This window comes from Micromonospora sp. CNZ280 (assembly GCF_011759515.1).
In genome coordinates this window covers 854,482-878,427 of the sequence record NZ_JAAOYP010000002.1, presented here as the reverse complement: position 1 = coordinate 878,427, position 23,946 = coordinate 854,482, and the positions used below count along the sequence as shown (strand labels likewise).

At 71.5% G+C, this 23,946-nt stretch carries 20 protein-coding genes; 11 read left to right on the top strand and 9 right to left on the bottom strand.

Translation table 11 applies throughout. The annotated features are described in order from the left end of the window. Positions 1–32: 32 nt before the first annotated feature. Genes FHX32_RS19040 through FHX32_RS19025 form a run of 4 tightly spaced genes read right to left on the bottom strand, consistent with a single transcriptional unit; the run spans position 33 to position 4,972 of the window. Positions 33–2,210 carry an MMPL family transporter gene (locus FHX32_RS19040; RefSeq protein WP_208418871.1) on the bottom strand — a complete coding sequence of 726 codons (2,178 nt, stop codon included), beginning with the start codon at positions 2,208–2,210 and terminating at the stop codon, positions 33–35. After that, positions 2,210–2,584 carry a hypothetical protein gene (locus tag FHX32_RS19035; RefSeq protein WP_167182772.1) on the bottom strand — a complete coding sequence of 125 codons (375 nt, stop codon included), beginning with the start codon at positions 2,582–2,584 and terminating at the stop codon, positions 2,210–2,212. Before FHX32_RS19035 ends, FHX32_RS19040 begins: the two co-directional genes overlap by 1 nt. Next, positions 2,574–4,550, bottom strand: coding sequence for a multicopper oxidase domain-containing protein (locus FHX32_RS19030; protein WP_167184728.1), 1,977 nt, complete (start codon positions 4,548–4,550; stop codon positions 2,574–2,576). The genes FHX32_RS19035 and FHX32_RS19030 overlap by 11 nt, the downstream gene beginning before the upstream one ends. Then, positions 4,547–4,972, bottom strand: a complete 426-nt coding sequence (locus FHX32_RS19025; RefSeq protein WP_167184726.1) for a DUF6220 domain-containing protein — start codon at positions 4,970–4,972, stop codon at positions 4,547–4,549. Before FHX32_RS19025 ends, FHX32_RS19030 begins: the two co-directional genes overlap by 4 nt. A 202-nt stretch (positions 4,973–5,174) precedes the next feature. Between FHX32_RS19025 and FHX32_RS19020 the strand changes: the two genes are divergently transcribed. The 3 genes from FHX32_RS19020 to FHX32_RS19010 all read left to right on the top strand — a co-directional run bounded on the left by FHX32_RS19020 (position 5,175) and on the right by FHX32_RS19010 (position 7,815). Further along, complete coding sequence (locus tag FHX32_RS19020) at positions 5,175–6,419, top strand: sensor histidine kinase (RefSeq protein ID WP_167184723.1); 1,245 nt, start codon at positions 5,175–5,177, stop codon at positions 6,417–6,419. After that, entirely contained in the window at positions 6,416–7,117 is a 702-nt protein-coding gene (locus FHX32_RS19015; RefSeq protein WP_167184721.1) for a response regulator transcription factor, read from the top strand. Before FHX32_RS19020 ends, FHX32_RS19015 begins: the two co-directional genes overlap by 4 nt. Before the next feature lie 119 nt (positions 7,118–7,236). Then, entirely contained in the window at positions 7,237–7,815 is a 579-nt protein-coding gene (locus FHX32_RS19010; RefSeq protein ID WP_167184718.1) for a dihydrofolate reductase family protein, read from the top strand. Here FHX32_RS19010 and FHX32_RS19005 read toward each other — a convergent pair. Both FHX32_RS19005 and FHX32_RS19000 read right to left on the bottom strand, forming a co-directional pair. Beyond that, complete coding sequence (locus FHX32_RS19005) at positions 7,797–8,507, bottom strand: helix-turn-helix domain-containing protein (RefSeq protein ID WP_167184715.1); 711 nt, start codon at positions 8,505–8,507, stop codon at positions 7,797–7,799. The two genes, FHX32_RS19010 and FHX32_RS19005, sit on opposite strands and share 19 nt — an antisense overlap. A 130-nt stretch (positions 8,508–8,637) precedes the next feature. Next, on the bottom strand, positions 8,638–9,837 hold the full coding sequence (locus tag FHX32_RS19000; protein ID WP_167184712.1) for an MFS transporter: 1,200 nt from the start codon (positions 9,835–9,837) through the stop codon (positions 8,638–8,640). A 53-nt stretch (positions 9,838–9,890) separates the two neighbouring features. Between FHX32_RS19000 and FHX32_RS18995 the strand changes: the two genes are divergently transcribed. Continuing rightward, positions 9,891–10,634: an AraC family transcriptional regulator gene (locus FHX32_RS18995; RefSeq protein ID WP_167184709.1), complete on the top strand. Its 744-nt coding sequence runs from the start codon at positions 9,891–9,893 to the stop codon at positions 10,632–10,634. A gap of 140 nt (positions 10,635–10,774) precedes the next feature. Here the strand turns inward: FHX32_RS18995 and FHX32_RS18990 are convergent, their stop codons facing one another. Further along, the gene (locus tag FHX32_RS18990; protein WP_167184706.1) at positions 10,775–11,986 is read right to left on the bottom strand and encodes an MFS transporter; all 1,212 of its coding nucleotides are present in this window, start codon (positions 11,984–11,986) and stop codon (positions 10,775–10,777) included. 188 nt (positions 11,987–12,174) lie between these two features. Here FHX32_RS18990 and FHX32_RS18985 point away from each other — a divergent pair, with 188 nt between their 5' ends. The 3 genes from FHX32_RS18985 to FHX32_RS18975 all read left to right on the top strand — a co-directional run bounded on the left by FHX32_RS18985 (position 12,175) and on the right by FHX32_RS18975 (position 16,790). Continuing rightward, positions 12,175–15,447, top strand: coding sequence for an AfsR/SARP family transcriptional regulator (locus FHX32_RS18985; RefSeq protein ID WP_486481184.1), 3,273 nt, complete (start codon positions 12,175–12,177; stop codon positions 15,445–15,447). A gap of 49 nt (positions 15,448–15,496) precedes the next feature. Next, the gene (wrbA, locus tag FHX32_RS18980) at positions 15,497–16,138 is read left to right on the top strand and encodes an NAD(P)H:quinone oxidoreductase (RefSeq protein WP_167184703.1); all 642 of its coding nucleotides are present in this window, start codon (positions 15,497–15,499) and stop codon (positions 16,136–16,138) included. Positions 16,139–16,391: 253 nt separating this feature from the next. Then, positions 16,392–16,790, top strand: coding sequence for a DUF1622 domain-containing protein (locus tag FHX32_RS18975; RefSeq protein WP_486481238.1), 399 nt, complete (start codon positions 16,392–16,394; stop codon positions 16,788–16,790). A 195-nt stretch (positions 16,791–16,985) separates the two neighbouring features. Here the strand turns inward: FHX32_RS18975 and FHX32_RS18970 are convergent, their stop codons facing one another. Together FHX32_RS18970 and FHX32_RS18965 are read right to left on the bottom strand one after the other, a co-directional pair. After that, a complete protein-coding gene (locus tag FHX32_RS18970) occupies positions 16,986–18,296 on the bottom strand; it encodes a phospholipase D-like domain-containing protein (RefSeq protein ID WP_486481183.1) in 1,311 nt (436 codons plus the stop codon). A 126-nt stretch (positions 18,297–18,422) separates the two neighbouring features. After that, positions 18,423–19,577 (bottom strand): epoxide hydrolase family protein, encoded by a 1,155-nt coding sequence (locus tag FHX32_RS18965; protein WP_167184698.1) that lies wholly within the window; start codon positions 19,575–19,577, stop codon positions 18,423–18,425. A gap of 63 nt (positions 19,578–19,640) precedes the next feature. Here FHX32_RS18965 and FHX32_RS18960 point away from each other — a divergent pair, with 63 nt between their 5' ends. The 4 genes from FHX32_RS18960 (at position 19,641) to FHX32_RS18945 (ending at position 23,878) form a co-directional block, all read left to right on the top strand. Beyond that, positions 19,641–20,642, top strand: a complete 1,002-nt coding sequence (locus FHX32_RS18960; RefSeq protein ID WP_167184695.1) for a WYL domain-containing protein — start codon at positions 19,641–19,643, stop codon at positions 20,640–20,642. Positions 20,643–20,737: 95 nt separating this feature from the next. Next, positions 20,738–21,283, top strand: a complete 546-nt coding sequence (locus FHX32_RS18955) for a hypothetical protein (RefSeq protein WP_167186183.1) — start codon at positions 20,738–20,740, stop codon at positions 21,281–21,283. Positions 21,284–21,512: 229 nt separating this feature from the next. Continuing rightward, a complete protein-coding gene (araB, locus tag FHX32_RS18950; protein WP_167184692.1) occupies positions 21,513–23,198 on the top strand; it encodes a ribulokinase in 1,686 nt (561 codons plus the stop codon). Beyond that, positions 23,195–23,878 (top strand): L-ribulose-5-phosphate 4-epimerase, encoded by a 684-nt coding sequence (locus FHX32_RS18945; RefSeq protein ID WP_208418868.1) that lies wholly within the window; start codon positions 23,195–23,197, stop codon positions 23,876–23,878. Before araB ends, FHX32_RS18945 begins: the two co-directional genes overlap by 4 nt. Positions 23,879–23,946 lie beyond the last annotated feature (68 nt).

The window sequence follows — 23,946 nt, the reverse complement described above, 5'->3', positions numbered from 1 at the left end:
GAGGGATCCCCGCACTCGACCTGGGCAAGCGGTCAGACTCTGGCCCCTTGCCCGACCCTGGCCGGTGAGGCTGGGGTCGGCTTCGGTGCCCGGCGTCCGGGCATCCACCAGTTGGCCCTGCCGCACAGTTCCATCACCGCGGGGACGAGGACCATCCGGACGATGGTGGCGTCGATGAGCACCGCGACAGCCATGCCGAGGCCGCCCTGCTTGACGGCGATGTCGGGGCCGAGCAGGGAGGTGGTGAAGACGGCGATCATGATGGCGGCCGCGGCCGTGATGACCTTGGCGGTGCGCGCCAGCCCCTGGGCGACGGCGGTGCGGGTGTCGCCGGTCCGCTCGTACTCCTCACGAACCCGTGCGGTGAGGAAGACCTGGTAGTCCATGGACAGGCCGAACAGGACCGGGAACATCATCATCGGGACCCAGGTGGTGACCGGCATGGCGGTGGGGAACCCGAGGGCCGGGCCGAGCCATCCCCACTGTACGACCGCGACGATCACGCCGTAGGCGGCGCCGATCGACAGCAGGTTCATCACAGCGGCCTGCAGGGCGATCGTGACCGACCGGACCAGCGCGATCAGCAGCACCATGGAGATCGCGATGACGACAGCGATCATCAGGGGCAGGCGCGAGCCGGACTCCTCGGCGACGTCGATGGTGCTGGCGTTCGGTCCGCCGACGTACACCCGTTGGCCGCCGGGTGCGGCGGGCAGCACGTCGTCGCGGAGGTCGCGTACCAGGTTCGCGGTCGCCTCCTCCTGATACCCGGTCGTGGGGAAGGCAGTGAAGGTGACGGCCTGCCCGTCCACGCTGACCCGAGGTGGCGTGGCGTAGGCGATGCCGTCGGCCTTGCTGACCGCCTCGACCACGGGACGCAGATCGGCGTCCCTGGAGTCGACCCGGGTGGCGAAGATCAGGGGTGCGCCGTAGCCGGGACCGAAGCCCTCGGAGAGGATCTCGTACGAGATGTAGCTGCTCCGGTCACGGGGCTGGACGCTGGCGTCGGGCTGGCTCAGCCGCATCGACAGCGTGGGGGCGGCCAGCACCAACAGGCTCACGCCGGCGAGGAGCGCGGCGGCCAGCGGCCTGCGCTGCACCACGCCGGCCCACCGCTCGGCGAGCGTACGGCGCTCCGGAGACGTGGCGCTGTCGGGCTGGCTCCGGCGGGACGCGCGACGAGGCAGGCGCAGCGAGTTGATCCTGTGTCCGGTGAAGCCCAGGAACGCGGGCAGCAGGGTCACCGCGGCGATCATCGTCACCAGCACGATCACCGACGTGGCGACGGCCACCCCGGTCATCAGCCGCTGTCCCATGACGACCAGGCCCAGCAACGCGATCACGACGGTCGTGCCGGCGAACAGTACCGCGCGACCGGCGGTGGAGATGGCCTTGACGGTGGCGCTCTCGGGGCCCTCGCCATCCTGCAGGCCGTCCTTGTAGCGGGTCACGATGAACAGTGCGTAGTCGATGCCGACGCCGAGGCCGATCATCGCGCCGAAGGCCAGGGTGAAATCCGGAGCGGGGACCAGGTGTCCGATCACCTTGGTCAGCGCGAGGCCGCTCACGATCGCCAGGAGGGCGGTCACGATCGGCAGGCCCATGGCCACCAGTGAACCGAAGGCGATGAACAAGATCACTGCTGCCGCCAGGATGCCCACGCTTTCGGCCGGACCCTGCGGGGATGTCTCGGCCTTCTCCGCCATGTACCCGCCCAGCCCGAGCGTGACGCTGTCGTCGGAGGCGGCCTTGACCAGGTCCACCAAGGGCTTGACCTCGGTCTTGGTCACGTCCTTGTCGCTCAGCGGGATGGTCGTACGGGCGATCCGACGGTCCTCCGTCACCAGGTTCTCGCCCTGGTACGGCGACGTCACCGGCCCGGTGATGGGTGAGGCGTCCAGATCGGCGATGACCTTCTCGATCTTCTGCCGGGCGGCCGGGTCGTCGATTCCCTTCCCTGCCTTGATCGCGAGGGTCAGCCTGTCTCCCTGCTGCTCGGGGAAGTGCTTCTCGAGCAGCGCCTGCGCCTTGGCGGATTCGGAGTCCCCACCGGTGAAGTCGTTGTCGGGGGCGGCGCCATACCCGAAGCCGATTATCGCCATGGCGATCACGCCGACGATCCAGGTCGACAGGACCAGGCGACGGCGCCGGTAGCAGAACCGGGCCAGTTCCGCCAGAGCTCCATCCGTACGGGGAGCCTCGGATGTCATCATCTTCTCCTCGAATTGCCGAGCGGTGCGCTCGATCGTGCGGCCGGTGTCTTCCCTACCGTTCGCCGCGAACCGTCTGTTTCCATTTCGTCGATGGTCATTTCGGCGCCGAAAATGCGCGTCAGCAGTGGCGCCTTGTCCCGTGGTGCGTTCTTCAGCGGGACGAGAAGCGCCGACTCGGCGAGGTCTTCCAGCACGCTGGTGATGACGGCCAGGTCGGCAGGGGAGAGGGACGGGGCTCGACGGGCCAGCCGATGCAGTTCGGCGTCGATGACGGCCCGGCTGTGCCGGTGGAGCAGGGCAAGGAGGTTCGAGGTGGGGTCGTCCGCGCACCCGACGGACTGGCGAGCGGCGCGGGCCAGTTCAGTGGCCATGGCTTCCGCCGTGCGAGCCGGCGAATGGCGTGGTGACGCCGTCGTAGCGGAGTCGCAGCATCATGCCCTGATGCGCGTGGGGAAGGTTGTGGCAGTGGTTCATCCAGATTCCGGGGTTCGTGGCCCGGAACGCGACCTCCCAGGTCTCGCCCGGGCGGACATCGAAGGTGTCCATCCACAGCGGGCTACCGGTGGACGGCGTCCCGTCCCTGGACAGGATCAGCACGGGATGGCCGTGCAGGTGCCAGGGGTGCGTCTCCAGGCTTCGGTTGACGACGGTGAACCGGACGAGGTCGCCTTCGGCGACGAGCTGGTCCGGGATGGCGGGGTGGCCCCGACCGTTGACGGTCTGCGCGTACGCCGGTCGGCCGTCGACCATGGCCACTCCTCGGTCGAGGACCATGGTGAAGTGCCGGTCGGCATCGCGGATGTCGAAGGGCGCGGCCGCCGGAGCGCCGTACCGCAACAGGTCGAGCTCCGGCAGGTCGGACGTGTCCTCGATCCGCGCGTCACCCGCGGCGTCGCCGTGCGGGCGCAGGCGCAGTCCGCCGTCACGATCGTCGTCGACGACGAGTGCCACGGACGTGCCCGGCATGAGGAACACCAGGTCGTATCGCCCGCCCGCGGGCAGGTGCAACCCCACGTCGCTGACCTCGCCGGGTTGGTTGAGGTTCCGGCCGTCCACGGCCGCCACCCGGAACGGGGTTCCGGCCAGGACGACGCGGTGCGGATCCGAGTCCGTGTTGATCAACCGCAACCGCACGGGCGTACCGGGTGCCGCGGAGTGGTCGGTCCTGCCGTCCCTGCCGGCGATCGTGACGATGCCGTCGAGGGAGTGCACGGGCAGGGTCAGGTCCACCTGCTCCGCCGCCGGGTCCTCGTCGGCTCGCCGCCCGTCGCGCGGCGTCACGACGAGCGCGCCGTACAGCCCCTTGCGTACGCCGACATGGGATGCGTAGTGGGTGTGGTACCAGTAGGTGCCCACCTGTTCGGCGCGGAACCGGTAGACGAAGTCCGCACCGGGTGCCACGGCCAGCTGGGTCAGCCCGGGCACGCCGTCCTCGCCGCACGGTACGTCGTAGCCGTGCCAGTGCACGGTGACGCCGTCGGAGATGTCGGCGTTGCGCAGCCGCACCTCGATCAGGTCACCCTGGGTCGCGGTGATCGCCGGACCCGGGACCTCGCCGTTGTAGGTCCACGCGTCGACCTCTCGTCCGGACGGCAGCCGTACGGTGGCCTTCTTTGCGGTGAGCACGTGTCGCCGCACGGTGCCACCCGGTGCCGGCGAGCCGGCACCCCGCAGGTCGGCGACCGACACGGCCGCACGGGACGAGCGTACGCGGCCTCCTCCCAGGGCCACCGGTTCGGCGGAGAGGAACGAGAGCCCGGCGCCGGCGCCGGCGGCGGTCACCACGACCGCGCCACCCGTCCAGCCGATGAACCGGCGGCGCGAGATCGGCGCCTGCGTGCCGCCGGCGTCAGCGGTGCTCCCGGCGGGAGCCGTGACCGCTCGCGCGGTCAGCAGTGCGCCGGCGCCCACGAGCGAGATCGTGATCAAGGCCGTGCTCCAGGTGAGCGGGTATCCGGCCAGGAAGGTCACGACGAGACCGGCCAGCGCCGCGTACGCCGCGGTGAGCACCGCGACCACGCCGCCTGCCGACCTGCCGTCGCCCCGCCCGCTCCTCGCCGCGAGCAGGTGCCGGCCGGCGAGCAGCACTGCGGCGGTCCCGGCGGCCCCCAGCATCGGCAGCCCGAGCAGCACCTTCTCCTGGACGAACCACCAGCCCCGGCTGGCCAGTACCGCCACGGTGCCCACCCGGACCAGCGTCACGACCACCGCCGTGATCAGGGCGGTGAGCGCCAGCCGGGTACGTCGGAGCGTCAGGGTGACGCCGGCCGCGAACCACGTGGCGACGCTCAGCAGCGCGACGAGGTGGTCCAGGATGATCCACAGCCCGGTGGTCATGGCACCTGTCGCGTCGGTGCGGCTGGCCCGGACAGCAGCTGCCTGGCCTGGCGGGCGATCCTCCCGGTCACGGCCAGGATGGCGAGACCGTTGACCGCGTGCAGACCGAAGACCAGCTCGCCGGCGGTCGTGCTGCCGCCGGTGCCGTCGAACGCGGTGGCGATCGCCCGGATCACGAACTGGACGACCGCGAGCCCGGCGACCAGGCCGCTCAGCCCGATGAGCCGCCCGGGCATCCGGGCAACTGCGGCGACGACGGTCACCAGGACCGCGATCAGGACGACTCCGCCGCCCAGCGCGCGGTGCGGCTGGAAGGCCTCGTCGGTGGGTGCCGTGTCGAAGGCACCGCTGGCCGCCAGGAAGAACTGTGCGACGACGGCCAGCATCAGCAGGGCCGCCAGGCCGGCGAACGTTCTACGCATGGCGTGCTCCTCGAGGTGGGTGAAGGTGATCGCTCATGGCGGTGATCATCACGCCGGGCAGGCTGCCGTGGCCTCGGACGGCGGATGGCGGCAGCTACGCAATCGGGCGTAGCCGGGCTCGTAGCTCCCTACGCCCGTCGGCGTAGCGGGTCGCGCGTTCCTGCTGAGCGTCGTCCGTGGGCGAGGTCCGTAGGATCACGGCATGCAACGCCGTGCCGTGTCGTTCCCCCCGCGTCTGGTGGCGCAGGACGTGGCGCTCGCGCTCTTCGTCACCGTGATGCAGGTGCAGGGCACGGTCGCCAAGGTCGCCATGGAGGGGGCACCCCGCCCGCTCACCGACTTCGGTCACCTCGGATATCTGCTGCTGACGGTGAGTGGCCTGGTCGTGGCCCTCCGGCGCCGGTGGCCGGTTCCGGTGTTCGTCACCGCCGCACTCGCCAGCCTGGTGTACTACAGCGTCGACTTCCCGGACGGGCCGGGCTGGCTCGGGCTCTTCGTCGCCCTGTACACCCTCACCGCGTACGGTGACGGGCGCCGTTCGGTGGTGATCGCCGGCGTCGGTATCGCGGTGCTCGCCACCGAGTGGCTGATCGTCGCGGCCGACATCGAGCCGCGCGCCGCCATCGGTTGGGTGTTCTTCCGGATCGGTGCGTCGGTCATGAGCGCCGCCCTCGGTGAGTCCGTGCGGTCCCGGCGGGTCATCGCGGCCGAGGCTCAGGAGCGTGCTGAGCTGGCTGAACGAACGCGCGAGGAGGAAGCGCGGGCGCGGGTCGACGCCGAACGGCTCCGGATCGCCCGCGAGGTCCACGACACCGTCGCGCACGCCATCGCGATCATCAACGTCCAGTCCGGTGTCAGCGCGCACGTGCTCGACAAGCGGCCGGATGTGGCACGCGAGGCGCTGCAGACCATCGAGCAGACCAGTTCCCGGGCGCTGCGGGAGATGCGGGCCATCCTCGGGGTGCTCCGGGACGACAACGACGGACGCCTGCCATACCCCGGGCTTGAGCAGATCGACGAACTCACCGCCAAGGCACGCGACGCCGGCCTCGACATCAAACTCGAGCAGAGTACGGCCGCCGCACCGCTGCCGAGCGCGGTGGGAAGTGCCGCCTACCGGATCCTGCAGGAATCGATCACCAACGTGATCCGCCATGTCGGCCCGACCCAGGTGACGGTGGCGCTGAACCCAGGGGTCGACGCCCTGGAGATCCGGGTGACCGACGAGGGCCGCCGTGCCGCCCCAGGCGATGGCGCCGCGAATCCGCACCTACCGGCTCAGCATCGGACCAGCACCGGCAGCTCGGCCAGGCCCGGCCGCGGGATCCTCGGCATGCGGGAGCGCTGTCAGCTGCTGGGCGGAGACCTTGACGCCAGGCCGACCCCGGGCGGCGGGTTCGAGGTCACCGCCCGGCTGCCCCTCGCGCCGACCGGGTCCCGCCTGTGAACGCCGCCGCCGGGTCACCGCCCACCGACGCTCCCATCAAGGTGCTGCTCGCCGACGACGAGGGTCTCGTGCGGTCCGGGTTCAAGGTCCTGCTCGATCTCGAGGACGACATCACGGTGGTGGGAGAGGCCACCAACGGCACCGAAGCCGTCGAGCGGGCCCGCGCCACCCGTCCGGACGTCGTCCTCATGGACATCCGCATGCCGAAGCTGGACGGCATCCAGGCCACCACCCAGATCACCGCGACGCACGGGTTGGAGCACGTTCGAGTTCTCATCCTCACCACCTACGACACCGACGAGTACGTCTTCGAGGCACTGCAGGCCGGTGCCAGCGGCTTCCTGCTCAAGGACGCCGGGCCTTCCGAACTCCTGCACGCCATCCGGGTGGTCGCCGCCGGAGAAGCGCTGCTCGCGCCGCGGATCACCCGACGTCTCATCGGCCAGTTCACCGCGCGACGTACCGCCGCCCGGGCCGCGGAGGACCGGCTCGCGGTGCTGACCCAGCGCGAGCGCGAGGTGCTGGCCCTGGTGGGGCAGGGGCTGAGCAACAACGAGATCGGTGCCGAGATGTTCCTCAGCCCGGCCACCGCGCGCACCCACGTCAGCCACGCGATGGCGAAACTGGGTGCGCGCGACCGCGCGCAACTGGTCGTCATCGCCTACCAGACAGGACTGGTCACCCCTGACAAGGCATGACCGCGTGGCGAGCAGGTCCTGGCCCACCGCGTAAAGCGGCCGTCGTTTCTGTACAAGACAGCGGCGATGCCCGCTCTCTATCCTGGGCGACGGCGTTCCGACGATGAGGAGAAAGACGCATGCGTGAGCTGGTCTACACCGGGTTCATGTCACTCGATGGCGTGGTGGACTCGCCCGGCGGCGGGCCGGGCGAGGAGCACCGCAGCGGTGGCTGGGTGTTCAAAGACGTCGAGGTCCTGCCCGAGGCCTTCGCTCTCAAGGGGGAGGAGCTCGCCGAGACCACCGCGCTGCTGTTCGGTCGCCGCAGCTACGAGGTGTTCGCGCCGGTGTGGCGTGACTCGGAGGACCACGCCGCCTACAAGGACCTGCCCAAGTACGTCGTGTCCAGCACGCTGCCCGAGAGCGCACTCGTCGAGGGTTGGGGCCCGACGACGGTCCTGCGCTCCACCGACGACGTTCTCGACCTCAAGAAGAGCGAGGGCGGCGCGATCTTCATCCACGGCAGCGCCGAGCTGGCCCGGCGCCTGTCGGACGCACGCCTGATCGACCGCTATCACCTGCTCGTCTTCCCCGCCCTGCTCGGCGCCGGGAAGAGCCTGTTCAGCAGTGCGGACAACGAGAAGCAGGTGCTGCGCCTGCGGGACTCCGCCGCGTACCCGAACGGTGTGGTGAAGCTGATCTACGACGTCGCCGGCTGAGCCAGATCCAGGGCGATGGCGCCGCCGGCACCCTTCCGCAGCTGCCGCGGCGTGCGTCCCACGTACCGCTGCAACGCTCGGGCCAGGTGCGGCTCGTCGTAGTACGCGAGCCGGCCGACGACGTCGGCGGCCGCGAGGCCGCCGGCCAGCAGCATCGCGGCCTCGCGGGCGCGTTCGATCTGTCGTACGGCGCCCTGGGTCAGCCCGGTCGCGGCCCGGAACCGGCGTTCGACGGTGCGTGCCGACACCGCGGGACGCCCCCCGATGCGCACCTCGGTGACCAGCGGATCCCGGACCACGGCTCCGGCGCGGACGAGGCGGCCGACCAGGGCTTCGACGTCGTCGGGGCCGGGCGTCTCCCAGCGCGTACCGTCCAACCGGAACGTCCGGCGCGTGGCGTCGGGCAGTTCGGCGCCCGCGTCGACCAGGGCCGGCGTGGGCACGGCCCGCAGCGACGTGCCCAGCGAGAACTCGATGCCGACGAACGTCGCGCCCGGCGGCACGGGCGCGACGCCGGCGCCGGTCTCAGGGCCGGAGACAGCCGCGTGCGCGCTGCCCTCCTGCTCCCAGAACACCAGGCCCCAGTTCACCGTCGCGACGGAGGTCATCTGCTTCACCTGCACGCTCGTGCAGGTCCACACGGTGTCGATCCACGGCGAGTCGGACGCGCGTGTCGTGAACCGCAGCCCCACGCGAGCAGAGTAACGGCAGCGGCCGTCGGCGTCAGCGGAGGTCCGCTCGGGACCGCGGCCACGATCCGTCGACGAACGACCTGCGTCCAGCCTGACCCGCCGGCAGCAGCCCGGACATCCGGGCGAAGGATCATCGTGAGCCTGGAGACGGCAGCGCGGGCTCGCCTTGCGGTGCGCCGTCCTCAGGACTGCTCGGTGACTCGGGGTCGCGCAGGGTTCGGAACATCAGCCAACTCAGTAACGGCATGACGATGAGCGGTGTCAGTCCGATCTGCAGCGAGGTGGCGTCGGCCAGCCGCCCCAGGATGGGGCTGGCGAGGCCGCCGACGCTGACGGTGAGGCCCAGGGTGATCCCACTCGCGGTGCCGACCTTCGTCGGCAGGTAGTCCTGCGCGAGGGTCACCTGCAGGGAGAAGGGGATGTAGAGGCCGGCCGAGGTCAACGCCACGAACAGGTAGATGGCGGGTCCGGGCACCAGCACCACCCCGGCGATCGCGATCGCGGTGATCGCGTAGGACCGGCGGGACACCGCCACCCGGCCCCACCGATTCGCCGCGGAACCACCCAGGATCGAGCCGACGACGCCACCGAGGTAGAGCACGAACAATGCCGCCGTGCCGGCCGCCGCACTGCCGTTCACGCGCTGCTGGGCGTAGAGGGACACGAACGTGCTGAGGCCGATGAAGGCGATCGACCGGAACACCACGGCCACGGTCAGCCGCGTGAACGAGGCCCTGTCGTCGCGCCCGATCGGCGCCGGTCTTCCGCTCCCGGTGCTCCGGCGCCTGGCAAGAGCGTGCAGCACGGGCAACGCCATAGCGGTGCCGGCGAGGGCCGGCACGATCATCAGCGGTGTCCAGCTCAAACCTCCGACAGCCGTGACCACGGCGACCAGGAGCGGGGCCAGCGCGAAGCCGATGTTGCCGCCGGTGACGAAGTAGGCCATGGAGCGGTGGCTGCCTGCGCTGGCCGCACGAGCGAGGCGCGCGGACTCGGGATGGTAGGCGGCCACGCCGATGCCGGAGAGCGCCACGAACAGCAGGGTGAGGGTGTAGTTGCCGCTCACTCCGCTCAACGCGATGCCGACCCCGCCCAGCAGGGTGCTGACGGGCAGCAACCACGGCAGCGCCCAACGGTCGGTGAGCGCGCCGAAAGCTGGCTGCGCGACCGAGGACAGCACGGACGCGGCGAGCACGATCCCGGATGCCGCCGCGTAGGTGTAGGCGCGCTCGGCGACGAACAGCGGCACCAGAGCCGCGACGGCGCCCTGGTAGATGTCGACGCAGGCATGACCGACCGAGAGCAGAGTGACCAGCGTTCTCCTTCGCACCCCTCGATGGTTCCAACCGGCACGCTGTCTGACTTCCGATAAACTGCCATCTAATGACGGAAATACGCCACGATCCGGTTGCCCCCACGCGCACCCAGCGGCTCGCGTCCGGCGGTGAGATCGACGCTCACCGGCACGATGACCACCAGATCGTCTACGCCGGACGCGGGGTGCTGGCCGTGACGACCAGCGAGGGATCATGGATCGCGCCGGCCACGCGCGCGATCTGGGTGCCAGCGGGCACGGTGCACGCCCACCGCGCCTACGGCGACCTCGACCTGCACCTGGTCGGATTGCCCGCTGAGGACAATCCGCTCGGCGTGGACACCCCGACGGTGCTGTCCGTCAGCCCGCTGCTGCGCGAGCTGATCGTCGCCTACACCCTCGGCACGGACGACGACAGCCCCGAGCGAGCCCGTCTGCGCGCCGTGCTGCTCGACCAGGTGAGGGCCGCCCCCCAGCAGCGGCTGCACGTTCCAGCCCCGACCGCGCCGTTGCTGCTGACCCTGTGCGCCATGTTGCAGGCCGACCCGGGCGACAACCGGACGCTCGCTGAGCTCGGTAGTGCGGTCGGCGCCAGCGACCGCACCCTGTCCCGGCTGTTCCGCAGCGACCTCGGGATGACCTTTCCGCAATGGCGCACCCAGCTGCGCCTGCATCACGCTCTCGTCCTGCTGGCGGGCGACACACCGGTGACCGCCGTGGCGCATCGGTGTGGCTGGTCGTCGGCCAGCACGTTCATCGACGTGTTCCGACGCACCTTCGGGCACACCCCCGGCTCCCATCCCGCCGGCTGACCATGGCAGGACCACCGTCGGCGCAGCGAGCGCGGCATCGACCTCTGGCGGTTCCGAGACGGCAGGATCTGCCGCAAGGACGCCTATCGGAAGACCCGTGACTGACGACCGCCGACCGCCGGAGCTGCACGGGGATCGGGCTACCGGAGCGTCACGGCGATCGCCGGTCCGAACGCGACGCTGAGCAGGTAGGCGAGGTTGAACAGACCCAGGGCTTCGGCCCGGTGAGAGGCGGGCACGACGCCGGTGGCGTGCAGGGCGAGGACTCCCTGACCGGTGGCGGCAGCCAGGGAGGCGAGCGCCATCGCCGCGAGCAGCAGCGGTACGGCGGTGGTGACGGCCGCCAGCAGCGGCGCGGCGGCACCCGCGACGAGCAGCGCCACCGCCACCACCCGGCGTGGCGCCCGCCCGGACGCCGCGACCAGGAACCCCGAGCAGAACCCGCCGAACAGGTACGGCGCCAGCAGCACGACTCCGCTGCGCGTGCCGGCCCACCCCGCGTGCTCTCGCAGCAGCTCCGGCGCGGCGTATAGCAGGGCGAAGTTCACCACGCCCAACGCGAAGGCCAGCGCGGACGCCGCGAGGAACCGGCCGTTGCGTGCTACCGCGGCGGGCAGGAAGCCGTCCGGGCGGACCCTCATCCGGGCCACGAGCAACAACAGCAGCGCGACGGTTGCCGGGCCGGCCACCAGCGGCCGGTGCGGAACGACAACGGCCGCGGTGACCAGCATGGCCACTACAACCATGCCGAGGGGATCGAACGACGCCGGCGCCGCGTCCGGCGGTGTGGCGCCGCGGCGAGCCGCAGGTACCGCGAGCGCCGCCAGCAGAGGCAGCGCCAGCGCCGCCTGCCACGAGATCATGTCGGCAACCAGCGCGCCGGTCAGCGGACCGGTGGCTCCGACGACCGCCAGCGAGGCGGCGGCCACCCCCATCCGGCGAGGCGAGTCGGCCAGTTTCATCGCCGTCACGGTGAGGCCGGCAGACCCCAGTGCCTGTACCGCCGCACCGGCAACCAACGTCGGCATGCTCGGGATCAGCACGAGGAGCAGCGTTCCCGCGGCCAACAGCGCGGTCGCGACGGTCAGGACCGCCCGTACCCCGCGGCGGGCCAGCAGCGCAGCCAACAGCGGAGTCCCCAACGCGATCCCCCACCCGAAGGCGGTCACGCCGGCGGCCGCCGCCTGTTGTCCGGTACGGAGCACCTCCGCGAGGTCGTCGAGGACCAGGGCCGGCGCTGCGATCCCGTACGACAGCGGACCGGCCAGCAGAGCGAGCCAGGGCGTGGCCACCCGGTCCGGTCCGGGCAGGCTGCGGTGGTGAGCGACAGCGCTGCGGTGTAGGTGATCCATCTCAATCCTCCGGTGTCGGCTGGATCCACCGTGCCGAGGGCGCTTACCGCTGGCTGACGGGTCGCTGACGTACCCGGTGTCATTCCTGCCGGCCCGCCCGTCCGGGCGGACACGGCTGATCCAGGCAGCTCCGGGACGGTCGGCGAAGCTTTCCGGGGCGGTACCGCTGACTTGGCTAGGGTGAAGCGGTGCGGTTCGGGGTGCTGGGCGAGATCGCCGTGTGGACATCGGCTGGCGATCCGGTCGCCGTGCCCGGCCTGAAGGTTCGTGCCCTGCTGGCTGACCTGCTGGTCCATGAAGGGCGCCCGGTGACCGCCGACCGGCTGATCGAGGACCTCTGGGGTGCTGAGCCGCCGGGTAACGCGCTCGGGGCACTACAGGCCAAGGTGTCGCAGTTGCGCCGCGCGCTGGAGACGGGCGAGGCGGGCGGCCGCGCGCTGGTCGAGTCCGGTGATGCGGGCTACCGGCTGCGGATGCCGTCGGAATCGGTCGACGCCGGTCGCTTCACCGCCCTGTTGGCGCGTTCCCGGGCGCAGCGGGAGCCGGCGCGGCGGGCGGCGGCGCTGACCGAAGCCCTGTCGCTGTGGCGTGGTTCCCCGTACGCCGACTTCAGCGACGAGCGATTCGTCCGCCAGGCCGCCCAACGGCTGAACGACCAGTACCTGGCCGCGCTGGAGGAGCTGGCCGAGGCCCGGCTCGAACTCGGTGAGCACCACCTGCTCGCCGGTGAGCTGGCCGACCTGGTCGCACGCCACCCGTGGCGCGAGCGACTACGAGCCGCGCACCTGCGCGCGCTGTACGGCTCGGGACGCCAGCGTGACGCCCTGGCCGCCTACGAGCAGTTCCGTCGGCAACTGCGCGACGAACTCGGCGTCGATCCGGGCCAGGAGTTGGCCGAGCTGCACCGGGCGATCCTGCGCCAGGACCCCGCGCTACAGCCGCCGGCGCCGCCGTCGAGCCGGGCCCGCACCAACCTGCCGGCACCGCTGTCACCCGGCCCGCACGGCGGACTGATCGGGCGCGACGAGGCCGTCGAGGCGGTACGGAAGCGGCTGGCGAACGAGCGGCTGGTGACCCTGACCGGTCTGGGCGGCGTGGGTAAGACCAGGTTGGCGCTCGAGGCCGCTCGTCTGCTGACCGACACGTTCCCCGGCGGGGTGTGGCTCGTCGAGCTGGCCGGCCAGCCACCCTGCGGCGACCTGGCGACCTGCACCGAGGTCGTCGACCTGGTGGCGGCCACTCTGGAGATCCGGGACGACGGTCCGCCCGGCCTGCCGGGTGATCGCCCTCGCGAGCCGATGGACCGGCTCGTCGCCGCGCTGCGGGACCGGCAGATGCTGGTGCTGCTCGACAACTGCGAACATGTGGTGGCGCCGATCGCTCAGCTGGTCGAGAAACTCCTCGGTGCCGCGGCCGACCTGCGCATCCTGGCGACGAGCCGGGAACCGCTCGGAATCACCGGCGAGGTGGTCTTTCCGGTACCGCCGCTGGCCCTGCCGCAACCCGGGGCCCCCGCCGAGGAGGTCGCCGAGGCCCCGGCGGTCCGGCTCTTCGCAGCCCGCGCCCAGGCCATCGCGCCCGGATTCACCGTCGATCACGGCAACACGGACACCATCGCCACCATCTGCCGGCGCCTCGACGGGGTACCGCTGGCGCTGGAACTGGCCGCGTCCCGGCTGCCGGTGCTGGACCCGACCGAGCTGGCGGCGCGGCTCGACGACCGCTTCCGACTGCTGTCATCCGGCCGGCGCACCGCGCCCCCACGTCAGCAGGGCCTGCGCGCCATGATCGACTGGAGCTGGGAGCTGCTGTCGGCTCCCGAGCGCGCGGTGCTGCGCCGGCTGGCGGTCTTCGCCGACGGTGCCACCCTGGCGGCCGTCGAGCAGGTGTGCCCGGGCGGCGAGGTGGCCTCGGGCGAGGTCCTCGACGTGCTGGCACGCCTGATCGACCGGTCGCTGGTCATGGTGCGGCACGCGGAGCGCCCGCGACGCTACCGACTGCCGGAGACAGTAGCCGCCTACGGTCTCGAACAGCTCGACAGCGCCGGCGAACTGCCCGCGACCCGTCACCGTTTCGCCAGCTGTTTCGCCCGTCTCGCCGAGCAGGCCGCCGGGCGCTTACGTGGTCATGATCAGAGTCAGGCGCTGGGTGAACTCGACGCCGAGAACGCGAACCTGCGCGCGGCACTCGACATCGCCGCCACCGACGGTCACGCCAGCGTCGGCTTGACGCTCGCCACCTCGTTGTCCTGGTACCGGCTGCTCCGGGGACGGTTCGGAGAGATGAGCCGGTCACTACGAACGGCGTTGGGCATTGTCCCCACGAGCGAGGACGACGTCGCACCGGAGGCCCTGCGGCGGCATGCGGACATGTGGCTGACCGCGCTCGCCACCCGGGACGGCGATCCGAGCGCTCCCCGGCGACGGGTCCTGGCGCGGTACCAGGACGCCGACGGGCCGGACAAGGCGTTCGCGCAGTGGTTGTTCGCCTCCATGATGCTCGGCTCCGGAGATGCCGCCGAGGCCGCCGACCTGGTCAACGCGGCGCTGACGGCGTTCCGTGCCAACGGGGACCGGTGGGGCATCGCCGCCGCGTGCGCCACCAGAGCGGACCTCGCGCTCGTACTGCGCAGCGATCTGCCCGCCGCGCAGCGAGACTGCGAGGTCAGCCGGTCGCTGTTCGGGCAACTGGGTGACCGCTGGGGTCAGGTCCACCCGACAAGCCTGTTGGGAAGCCTGGCGGAGATCCGCGGCGACTACGATCGCGCCGAGGCATACCACCGCGAGGCGCTGCGCATCGCCGAACACCTGCGGCTGTGGACGTCGGTGTCCCGGCAGCTGGCGAGCATCGGTCGGCTCGCCCTCCTGAGGGGCGACCATGAACAGGCCGTTGCCTGTCATGAGCGCGCGCTACAGGTGGCGCAGGAGCAGTCGAGCCCGTCCGCCGCCGCTTTCGCCGTCACCGGACTGGCGATCATCGCGCGGCGGCGGGGTGACCTCGACGCCGCCGAGACCCAGCAGCGGGATCTGCTGGACTGGAACCGCCGCGCCGGATACCTGCCAGGATGCGCGCTCGCGCTGGCCGAGCTGGGGTTCATCGCCGAGCACCGTGGTGACGCCGTCCTCGCCGAGCGCCGCCATCGTGAGTCGCTCGACGCGGCGCGAGCCACCGGAGATCACCGGGCAGTCGCCTTGGCCTTCGAGGGCCTGGCCGGCGCCGCCAGCCTCGGCGGCGATCATCGCCACGCCGCGCGGCTGCTCGGCGCGGCCCGGACACTGCGGGAGGCAGCCGGAGCGCCGCTGCCCGCCGGCGAGCAGCAGGACGTGCAGCGCATCACCTCCCGCATCCGGGAGGCGCTCGGCAGCGAGGAACTCGCTGCCGAGATGAGCCGTGGCGCGGAGGTCGACCTCGACGAACCGGCGCTCGGCGACGCCGGTAAGGGGCTGGTCAGCGAACGGTAAGCCGGCTCGGCACGGTTGACCGAGAACCGAGCCGACCCAGGAGGTAACCATGCAGGCGGACGCCAGGATTGCCGTCATCTACTACTCCGCCACCGGCACCGTGCACCGACTCGCGCAGGCATTCGTCGACGGCGCCGCCGACGCCGGCGCGGAGGTCCGGCTGCGGCGGGTGGCCGAGCTGGCGCCGGATCAGGTCGTCGATGCCAAGCCGCAGTGGCGAGCCCACCTCGACGCCACCGCCGACATCCCGCTCGCCACCCTGGACGACCTCCGGTGGGCCAACGGGTACGCCTTCGGCACGCCGACCCGTTTCGGCAACGTCTGCGCACAGTTGCGCCAGTTCCTCGACACCACGAGCGCCCCGTGGCAGGCGGAGGAACTGGCCGACAAGCCGGCGACCGGCTTCACCGCCACCTACGAAGAGCACGGAGGCCAGGAAGCGACCCTGCTCAGCCTCTACCAGACCTTCCACCACTGGGGGGCGATCATCCTGCCCACGGGCTACCTCAACTACGACGTCGCGCACGCCGCTGGCGGAAACCCGTACGGCGTCAGCCAGGTGGAGAGCCGCGCCAGCCGGGATGCCGCGTACGCCAAGGCGGTCCTCGAAGCGGCCCGCTTCCAGGGCGCGCGCCTCGCCCGCACGGCGGCCGCCGTCGCTGCCGTGCGCGCGGACAGCCGGCGCGGGTAGCGCCGACGACGCTAGCAGTACGGGCCGGGAGGATGCGGGCCACGACACGGCTGCCGGTCGGTGTGGCTCCTCCCGGCTCGGGACAAGGTGAGGATCCGTTCGGTTTCGACGAACGGTCCCGTGCGAAGGCGATGGACGGGGAGACGATTCCGGCCTGAGGTCGTTGATGAACTTGCGGCGGCCGGGTGAGAGGCACCGGGGAGCGAGGGCCTCCTTCAGTTTGTCAGTGACGGATAAGGAACGACAGTTGTCCATGGAGGAGATGGCCGAGCGGGTCGGCGAGCTGTTGGACCTCGCTGGCGTGTTCATCATCGCGGTCGGAGTCGTCATCGCGACCGTCGTCTTCGTCTACCGCTACCTGCGCGTCCGGGAGCTGATCGCTGTCTACCCGCAGTTTCGGCAGGGTGTCGGCCGGGCGATCCTGCTCGGGCTGGAGTTCCTGGTGGCTGGCGACATCATCCGTACGGTGGCCGTCTCGCCCACGTTCCAGAGCGTCGGTGTCCTGGCGCTGATCGTCGCGGTGCGTACCTTCCTGAGCATCTCGCTGGAGGTCGAGTTGGAGGGCCGGTGGCCCTGGCAGGCCCGGGCCAGGGTGGCTACGGGCACGACTCCGGCCGGTGGCTCCGGGCGTGCCCGGCCCGCCGCCGAGTGACCTGCCCATCTGTCCGGCAGCTCCGCCATGGTTCTCGGGGCGCTGGGCGAGGCGGTCAGGGCCCTCGGCCGGCGGGTCCTCCGGTATCACGGTGTCGACCCGTCGACCGCCGAATTGTCGAACCAGCCGAGCGAGATCACGACCTGAGGCCGCGGGCTCTGCCCGGCCACACCGAGGACCGGATCGTTCCGCACCTCAGCGGACGGCTCCGCCGCGGGCCCGGCAGGTGTCCCGGACGTGCCAGAAGTCGCGCAGGTAGTCGTCGTGCATGCCGCGTCCCATGATCCGCAGCAGGGTCTCGTCGGCCTGCCGCAGGGCCGAGACGGCGTAGTTGTGACTGCCGGTGAAGACCCGGGGCACGATGTCGTCGTCGTACGCGCCGTCGATCAGCATGTACTTGTTGTGCGTCCGGACGTCCAGCCCCGGGCCGATGTTGAAGTTGCACCTGGTGAGCTGGATGTTGCTGCCCAGCGCGTTGAGCACCGCGGTGTTGGCCTCGGTGTAGACGACGTCGACCCAGCAGCCGGCGTTGCGCAGCGCGGTGAGCCGCTTGGCCACCTCGGGCCGGGTGAACGAGTACATGTTGACCCGGATGTCGGTCTGCCGGCGGGTGCCCGCGTCGTCGTAGCTGCACGAGGTCACCGCGTTCAGGATGCTCACCACGGTGTCGGTGGCCGGGTCGGAGACCGGCTGGCCGGACCGTTCCCGGCGGGGGAAGAAGTGCGCCTTGTAGGTGCTGCCGGTCGGCGTCACCCAGTAGTAGTCGTTGTCGCCGGTCGAGCTGTACCGGTGCGAGCGCAGGTCCGCGAAGTACGTCCGGTAGGCGTTGTACGTGCTGGCGTCGCTGAACGTCACCCCGTTGTTGTACGCCTCGTTCGCGTCCCACCAGGTCAGGTTCGCCGAGCCCTGAAACACCACGTTGGACACGATCGCCCCGGTGTCGAGCACGACCTTCGAGGCGGTCAGGAACTTGTTGTGGTTGTAGGCGGTGACCGTCGAGTCGGTGTAGTGGATCGCCCGGGTGCCGATGCAGCCGCGGTCCTGGCTGGGAAACCGGTCCGCGCAGTGCACGATGTACGAGCCGGCGGTGTCGGTCGAGCCGAGGACCGGTTGCAGCCGTTGGAACGGGCGCCCGGTAGCCGAGGACTGGTCGACGATGATCTTCACCCGGACGCCCCGTTGGTGCGCCCGGATCAGGCGGCCGGGGAGGTCCGGGGTGCTGGCCGAGTCCGTCACGTCGGAGAACGAGAAGTGGAACCAGGACATCTGGATCTCCTCGCCCGCCGGGACCCGGTCGATGATCCGGGCCAGCTGCATGAAGATCGCGTTCTGCTCGGCGACCGAGCCGAGCGGCCGGCTGAACACCGGTTTGTTCAGCACCGGGTCGGGCTCGGCGGCGCTGGCCGGCGCGGGCAGCAGGGCGGGGACGCCGGCGGCGGCGAGGACGGTCATGAAGACCAGTGCCGAACGGGTCGGGCGTCGTGGCAGAAATCGACGAATAGGCATGGATGGATGATCCCACCGGCGTCGGCCGGCGTGCCACCCTCGATGTGCCCCGGGCCGGAAGGTCGCGACCGGCCCGCCGCCTGCGCGCCGCGGCGCCGGCCTGGTCGAGGCCGGCGCCGCAGTGCTTCAGCGCAGCTTGCCGAAGAACTCCCGGACGTCGCCGACCAGCAGGTCGGGGGCCTCCATGGCGGCGAAGTGGCCGCCGCGGTCGAACTCGGACCAGTGGACGACGTTGTGCTCGAGCTCGACGGTGCGTCGGATCGACACATCGAGGGGGAACACCGCGACTCCGGTGGGCACCGGCGACCGCTCACTGGCGCTCCAGGCGCCGGCGTGCGCGGTCTCGTAGTAGCTGTTGGCCGAGGACCCGGCGGTGCCGGTCAGCCAGTACAGCATCACGTTGGTGAGCAGCAGATCCCGGTCCACCGCGTCCTCGGGCAGCTCGGCGGCCGGATCGGTCCACTCCTTGAACTTCTCCACGATCCAGGCCAGCTGCCCGACCGGGGAGTCGTGCAGCCCGTGCGCCAGGGTCTGCGGCCGGCTGATCTGGATCATCATGTAGCCGGACTGCTCGGTGTGCAGGTACTCCAGCTGCTTCAGCCGGGCCCGCTCGGCCTCGGTCAGGTCGCCGATCTCGTCCGGGTCGACCTGGGTGAACGCGGACAGGCCGTTCGCGTGCACGCCGACGACCTTGTCAGGGTTGAGCCGGCCGAGCCCGGGGGCGACGACGGCGCCGGTGTCCCCGCCCTGCGCGCCGTAGCGGTCGTAGCCGAGCCGGTCCATCAGCTCGGCGAACGCCCTGGTCACCCGGTTGGTGTCCCAGCCGGCCTCGGTGGTCGGCCCGGAGAATCCGCTGCCGGGGATCGACGGGATCACCAGATGGAACGCGTTCGCCGGGTCGCCGCCGTGCGCCCTGGGGTCGGTCAGCGGGCCGATGACGTTCAGGAACTCCACGATCGAGCCGGGCCAGCCGTGGATCAGGATCAGCGGCAGCGCGTCCGGCTCGGGCGAGCGGACGTGCAGGAAGTGGATGTTCTGGCCGTCGATCTCGGTGGTGAACTGGGGATACGTGTTCAGCTTCCGCTCGTGGGCGCGCCAGTCGTAGCCATCGCGCCAGTATTCGGCCAGCCCCTTGAGGTAGCTGACCGGTACCCCGCGGCTCCAGCCGACGTCGGGCAGGTCAGTGGTCCACCGGGTCCGAGCGAGCCGGTCCCGCAGGTCGTCCAGGTCGGTCTGGGGAACGTCGATGGTGAAGGGCCGGATCGCGCTGTCGTTCTGCATACCCGTAAGCCTAGGAACCGGCTAGGTCAGGTTCGGTCCTAGGCGAATGGCAGACTTCAACCCATGTGGGAAACCTCGGCACGGTTGCTGCGACTGCTCTCGCTCCTGCAGACTCGACGCGACTGGTCCGGCGGCGAACTGGCCGAGCGGCTGGAGGTCAGTCCGCGTACCGTGCGCCGCGACGTCGACCGGCTGCGCGGCCTCGGCTACCCCGTGCTGGCCACCGCGGGCGCCGCCGGCTACCGGCTGGGTGCCGGCGCGGACCTGCCGCCGCTGCTGCTCGACGACGACGAAGCCGTCGCTGTCGCGATGGGCCTGCGGACGGCCGCCGGCGGTTCGATCACCGGCATCGAGGAGACCTCGGTGCGCGCCTTGGCCAAGCTCGAACAGGTACTGCCGTCCCGGCTGCGCCACCGGATCAACGCCCTGCACTCGGTGACGGTGCCGATGGCCAACACCGGCCCCACCGTCGACCCGAGCACCCTCACCGCCATCGCCGCGGCCTGCCGGGACTCGCTGTGCCTGCGCTTCGACTACCGCACCCACGACGGAACCAGCAGCATCCGCACCACCGAGCCGCACCGGCTGGTGCACGCGGGTCGCCGCTGGTACCTCGTCGGCTGGGACGTCGACCGCCGGGACTGGCGCACCTACCGGGTGGACCGCCTCGACCCGCGCACGCCGACCGGCCCCCGGTTCACCCCGCGCACCCCGCCGGATCCCGATATCGCCGGCTACACCTCGCGGGCGGTCTCCACGTCCGCCTACCGCTACCAGGCCCGCATCACCCTGCACGTCAGCGCCGAGACCGCGGCGGAGCGGATCGTGCCCACCACCGGGACGCTGGAGCCGATCGACGAGCACAGCTGCACCCTGCGGGCCGGGTCCAACTCGCTGGACGAGTTGGCCATCTACGTGGCGACGAAGGGGTTCGACTTCCAGGTGCACGAACCGCCGGAGCTCGTCGAGCACGTCCGGACGCTGGCGGCCCGGCTGGCCGGCGCGGCCGAGCAGGTGTCCGGTGCGGACAGCCCGGGAGCGGAGGCCGGCGGCGGGTCGCGGTGACATGGGCCGGGGCGGCGGGGACCGCTCCGGCTGACCCGGGGTCAGGCCCGCCCTGCCGGCGGCGACGGCCGGCGCGCGGTTACCCTGCGGCGGTGATGGTCGGTGCGGACGGGGAGCGCTTGGCGGCGTCGCTGGGGGAGTGGCTCGACGGCGTCACGTTCACCGACCTGACCACCGACCAGGTCACCGCCCGGCTGATCGAGGTGGTGGTCGGCTGGGCGACGGAGCAGGGCTGGCGGGTCTACCGGCGGGCGCCCAGCGTCCTGCCGCTGCCGCCGCCGAGGTCCGCACAGCGGTCGGTGCTCGACGTGGCCTGTGCGCGCCCGGACGGACCTCCGGTCGTCATCGAGATCGATCACGGTACGCGCCGCCGGACCTGGGAGAAGCTGCTCGCCGAAGCCGACGCGGGACGGATCGCGCTCTGGGTGCGCTGGGGCGCCGGCCGGTTCACCGCGCCACCCGCGCCGATCCGGATGGTGACCTGCCAGGTGGACGGGCGGCCGGACCCGACCGGTCGGGGACGGCTGCACAGCCGCTCGCCGCGAGTGGAGAAGCTGCCGCCGGCGCACTCGACCCTGCGGGTCGAGGAGGCCGTCGAGCTGCCGCTGCCGCCGCCCGCGGCGCCGCCCGCCGGAGCCTGAGCGGAGCTGTCTCGACGGGGATGTCGGCCGATCCCTGTTTTCGTTAACACATCGCCGGGCAGGACCATGCGCCACCGGCTGCCGCCCGGTGCGCTGCACTATCCCTTGATAGCCGTCCAACTCGGACAGAGCTGCAGCGCCGTACGTTACGGAGCTGTTGCCGAGGAGTATCTTGACGAGCCTTTATGTGAGCGCTAACACTGAGAGCCGTGATGGTGCGGAGGTGGTCATGAGCAGTGCCGACGGGGCCGGCGAGCGGTACGTGGTCGGAGTCGACTACGGCACGCTCTCCGGGCGGGCCCTGGTGGTCCGGGTACGCGACGGCGCCGAGGTCGGAACCGCGGTGCACGAGTACCGCCACGGCGTGATCGAGTCGACGCTCCCCGACGGCGGGCCGCCGCTGCCCCCCGACTGGGCGCTACAGGACCCGGAGGACTACCGCGACGTCCTGCGCCACGCCGTCCCCGCCGCGCTGGCCGCCGCCGGCGTACGCCCCGGCCAGGTCATCGGGATCGGCACGGACTTCACCGCCTGCACCGTCCTGCCGACCCTCGCCGACGGCACCCCGCTGTGCGAGATCCCGGAACTGCGCCACCGGCCGCACGCCTGGGTGAAGCTGTGGAAGCACCACGCCGCCCAGCCACACGCCGACCGGATCAACGCGCTGGCCCACGAGCGGCGCGAGCCGTGGATCGGCCGCTACGGCGGCAGGATCTCCGCCGAGTGGCAGTTCGCCAAGGGCCTGCAACTCCTCGCGGAGGACCCGGCGACCTACCGGCGCGCCGAGCGGTTCATCGAGGCGGCCGACTGGATCGTGTGGCAGCTGTGCGGCACCGAGACCCGCAACGTCTGCACCGCCGGCTACAAGGGCATCCGTCAGGACGGCCGGTACCCGTCGAGCGACTACCTGAGCGCCGTCGACCCGGGCTTCGCCGACTTCGTGACCAAGCTGGACGGTCCACTGCTGCCGCTGGGCGCCCGCGCCGGCACCCTCACCAGCCGGGCGGCGGCCTGGACCGGGCTGCCGGCGGGCATCGCGGTCGCGGTCGGCAACGTCGACGCGCACGTCACCGCGGCCGCCGCCCAGGCGCTGACGCCCGGCCGGCTGGTGGCCATCATGGGTACGTCCACCTGCCACGTCCTCAACGGCGACCGTCCCGCCGAGGTACCCGGCATGTGCGGTGTCGTCGACGGCGGCATCAGCCCCGGGGCCTGGGGCTACGAGGCCGGGCAGAGCGGCGTCGGCGACATCTTCGGCTGGTTCGTCAAGCACGCCGCTCCGGCCGGTGCGGACTCGCACCAGCGGTTGACCGAGCTGGCCGCCGCCCAGCCGGTCGGGGCGCACGGCCTGATGGCGCTCGACTGGTGGAACGGCAACCGCTCGCTGCTGGTCAACCACGACCTGAGCGGGCTGATCATCGGGTTGACACTGGCCACCCGACCGCAGGACGTCTACCGGGCGCTGCTGGAGTCCACCGCGTACGGCACCCGGATGATCATCGACGCGTTCGTCGACGCCGGGGTGCCGGTCACCGATCTCGTCGTGGCCGGCGGTCTCACCTCGAACCGGCTGCTGATGCAGATCTACGCCGACGTCACCAACCGCCCGCTGAGCATCATCGGCTCCGCCCAGGGGCCGGCGCTCGGCTCGGCCATCCACGCGGCGGTCGCGGCCGGGGCGTACCCGTCGATCCACGAGGCGTCGGCGGCGATGGGCCGGGTGCACGAGGGCGCCTACCGGCCCGACCCGGACAACGTGCGCGCCTACGACGCCCTCTTCGCCGAGTACAGCGCGCTGCACGACCACTTCGGCCGCGGCGGCAACGACGTCATGCTCCGCCTGCGGGCGATCCGGAACGCGGCCCTCGACGGGTCCCCGGCGCAGGCCGACCCGGTTCTGGAGGTGGCCGGATGAACACCGACCTGACCCGACAGGTGTCCGCGCTTCGGCGGACCGTGGCCGACCTGCACCGCGAACTCACCCGGTACGACCTGGTGGCGTGGACCGCCGGCAACGTGTCGGCCCGGGTCCCCGATCGGGAGCTGATGGTCATCAAGCCCAGCGGCGTCGACTACGACGACCTCACCGCGGAGGCCATGGTGGTCTGCGACCTCAACGGCAACGTCGTCGACGGCGCCGGCGCCCCGTCCAGCGACACCGCCGCCCACGCGTACGTCTACCGCGCGATGCCGGAGATCGGCGGCGTCGTGCACACCCACAGCGGGTACGCCACCGCCTGGGCGGCCCGGGGCGAGGCGATCCCGTGCTGGCTGACCGCCCAGGCCGACGAGTTCGGCGGGGAGATCCCGGTCGGGCCGTTCGCGCTGATCGGCGGGGACGACATCGGCAAGGGGATCGTCAGCACCCTGTCCGGGCACCGCTCACCCGCGGTGCTCATGCGCAACCACGGGGTCTTCACGATCGGCCGGGACGCCCGCGCGGCGGTCAAGGCCGCGGTGATGTGCGAGGACGTCGCCCGCACCGCGCACCTGGCTCGCGCCCTCGGGCAGCCGCTGCCGATCGCGCAGGCCGACATCGACTCGCTCCACGACCGGTACCAGAACGTCTACGGCCAACGCCCGGCGACGGGCTGAACGGGCGCCACCGCAGCACCTCCCGGCCGGCGCCGCTCATCCGCCGCCACTGTCGCACCCACCCTCCA

What these genes read in the sequence shown, in the direction of transcription:
- FHX32_RS19040 (WP_208418871.1), bottom strand. Translation starts at nt 2,210, where the DNA reads ATGACATCCGAGGCTCCCCGTACGGATGGAGCTCTGGCGGAACTGGCC.
- FHX32_RS18990 (WP_167184706.1), bottom strand. Translation starts at nt 11,986, where the DNA reads ATGGATCACCTACACCGCAGCGCTGTCGCTCACCACCGCAGCCTGCCC.
- FHX32_RS19030 (WP_167184728.1), bottom strand. Translation starts at nt 4,550, where the DNA reads ATGACCACCGGGCTGTGGATCATCCTGGACCACCTCGTCGCGCTGCTG.
- araB (WP_167184692.1), top strand. Translation starts at nt 21,513, where the DNA reads ATGAGCAGTGCCGACGGGGCCGGCGAGCGGTACGTGGTCGGAGTCGAC.
- FHX32_RS18945 (WP_208418868.1), top strand. Translation starts at nt 23,195, where the DNA reads ATGAACACCGACCTGACCCGACAGGTGTCCGCGCTTCGGCGGACCGTG.
- FHX32_RS18995 (WP_167184709.1), top strand. Translation starts at nt 9,891, where the DNA reads ATGACGGAAATACGCCACGATCCGGTTGCCCCCACGCGCACCCAGCGG.
- FHX32_RS19035 (WP_167182772.1), bottom strand. Translation starts at nt 2,584, where the DNA reads ATGGCCACTGAACTGGCCCGCGCCGCTCGCCAGTCCGTCGGGTGCGCG.
- FHX32_RS18955 (WP_167186183.1), top strand. Translation starts at nt 20,738, where the DNA reads ATGGTCGGTGCGGACGGGGAGCGCTTGGCGGCGTCGCTGGGGGAGTGG.
- FHX32_RS18975 (WP_486481238.1), top strand. Translation starts at nt 16,392, where the DNA reads ATGGAGGAGATGGCCGAGCGGGTCGGCGAGCTGTTGGACCTCGCTGGC.
- FHX32_RS18965 (WP_167184698.1), bottom strand. Translation starts at nt 19,577, where the DNA reads ATGCAGAACGACAGCGCGATCCGGCCCTTCACCATCGACGTTCCCCAG.
- FHX32_RS19010 (WP_167184718.1), top strand. Translation starts at nt 7,237, where the DNA reads ATGCGTGAGCTGGTCTACACCGGGTTCATGTCACTCGATGGCGTGGTG.
- FHX32_RS19025 (WP_167184726.1), bottom strand. Translation starts at nt 4,972, where the DNA reads ATGCGTAGAACGTTCGCCGGCCTGGCGGCCCTGCTGATGCTGGCCGTC.
- wrbA (WP_167184703.1), top strand. Translation starts at nt 15,497, where the DNA reads ATGCAGGCGGACGCCAGGATTGCCGTCATCTACTACTCCGCCACCGGC.
- FHX32_RS18970 (WP_486481183.1), bottom strand. Translation starts at nt 18,296, where the DNA reads ATGCCTATTCGTCGATTTCTGCCACGACGCCCGACCCGTTCGGCACTG.
- FHX32_RS18960 (WP_167184695.1), top strand. Translation starts at nt 19,641, where the DNA reads ATGTGGGAAACCTCGGCACGGTTGCTGCGACTGCTCTCGCTCCTGCAG.
- FHX32_RS19020 (WP_167184723.1), top strand. Translation starts at nt 5,175, where the DNA reads ATGCAACGCCGTGCCGTGTCGTTCCCCCCGCGTCTGGTGGCGCAGGAC.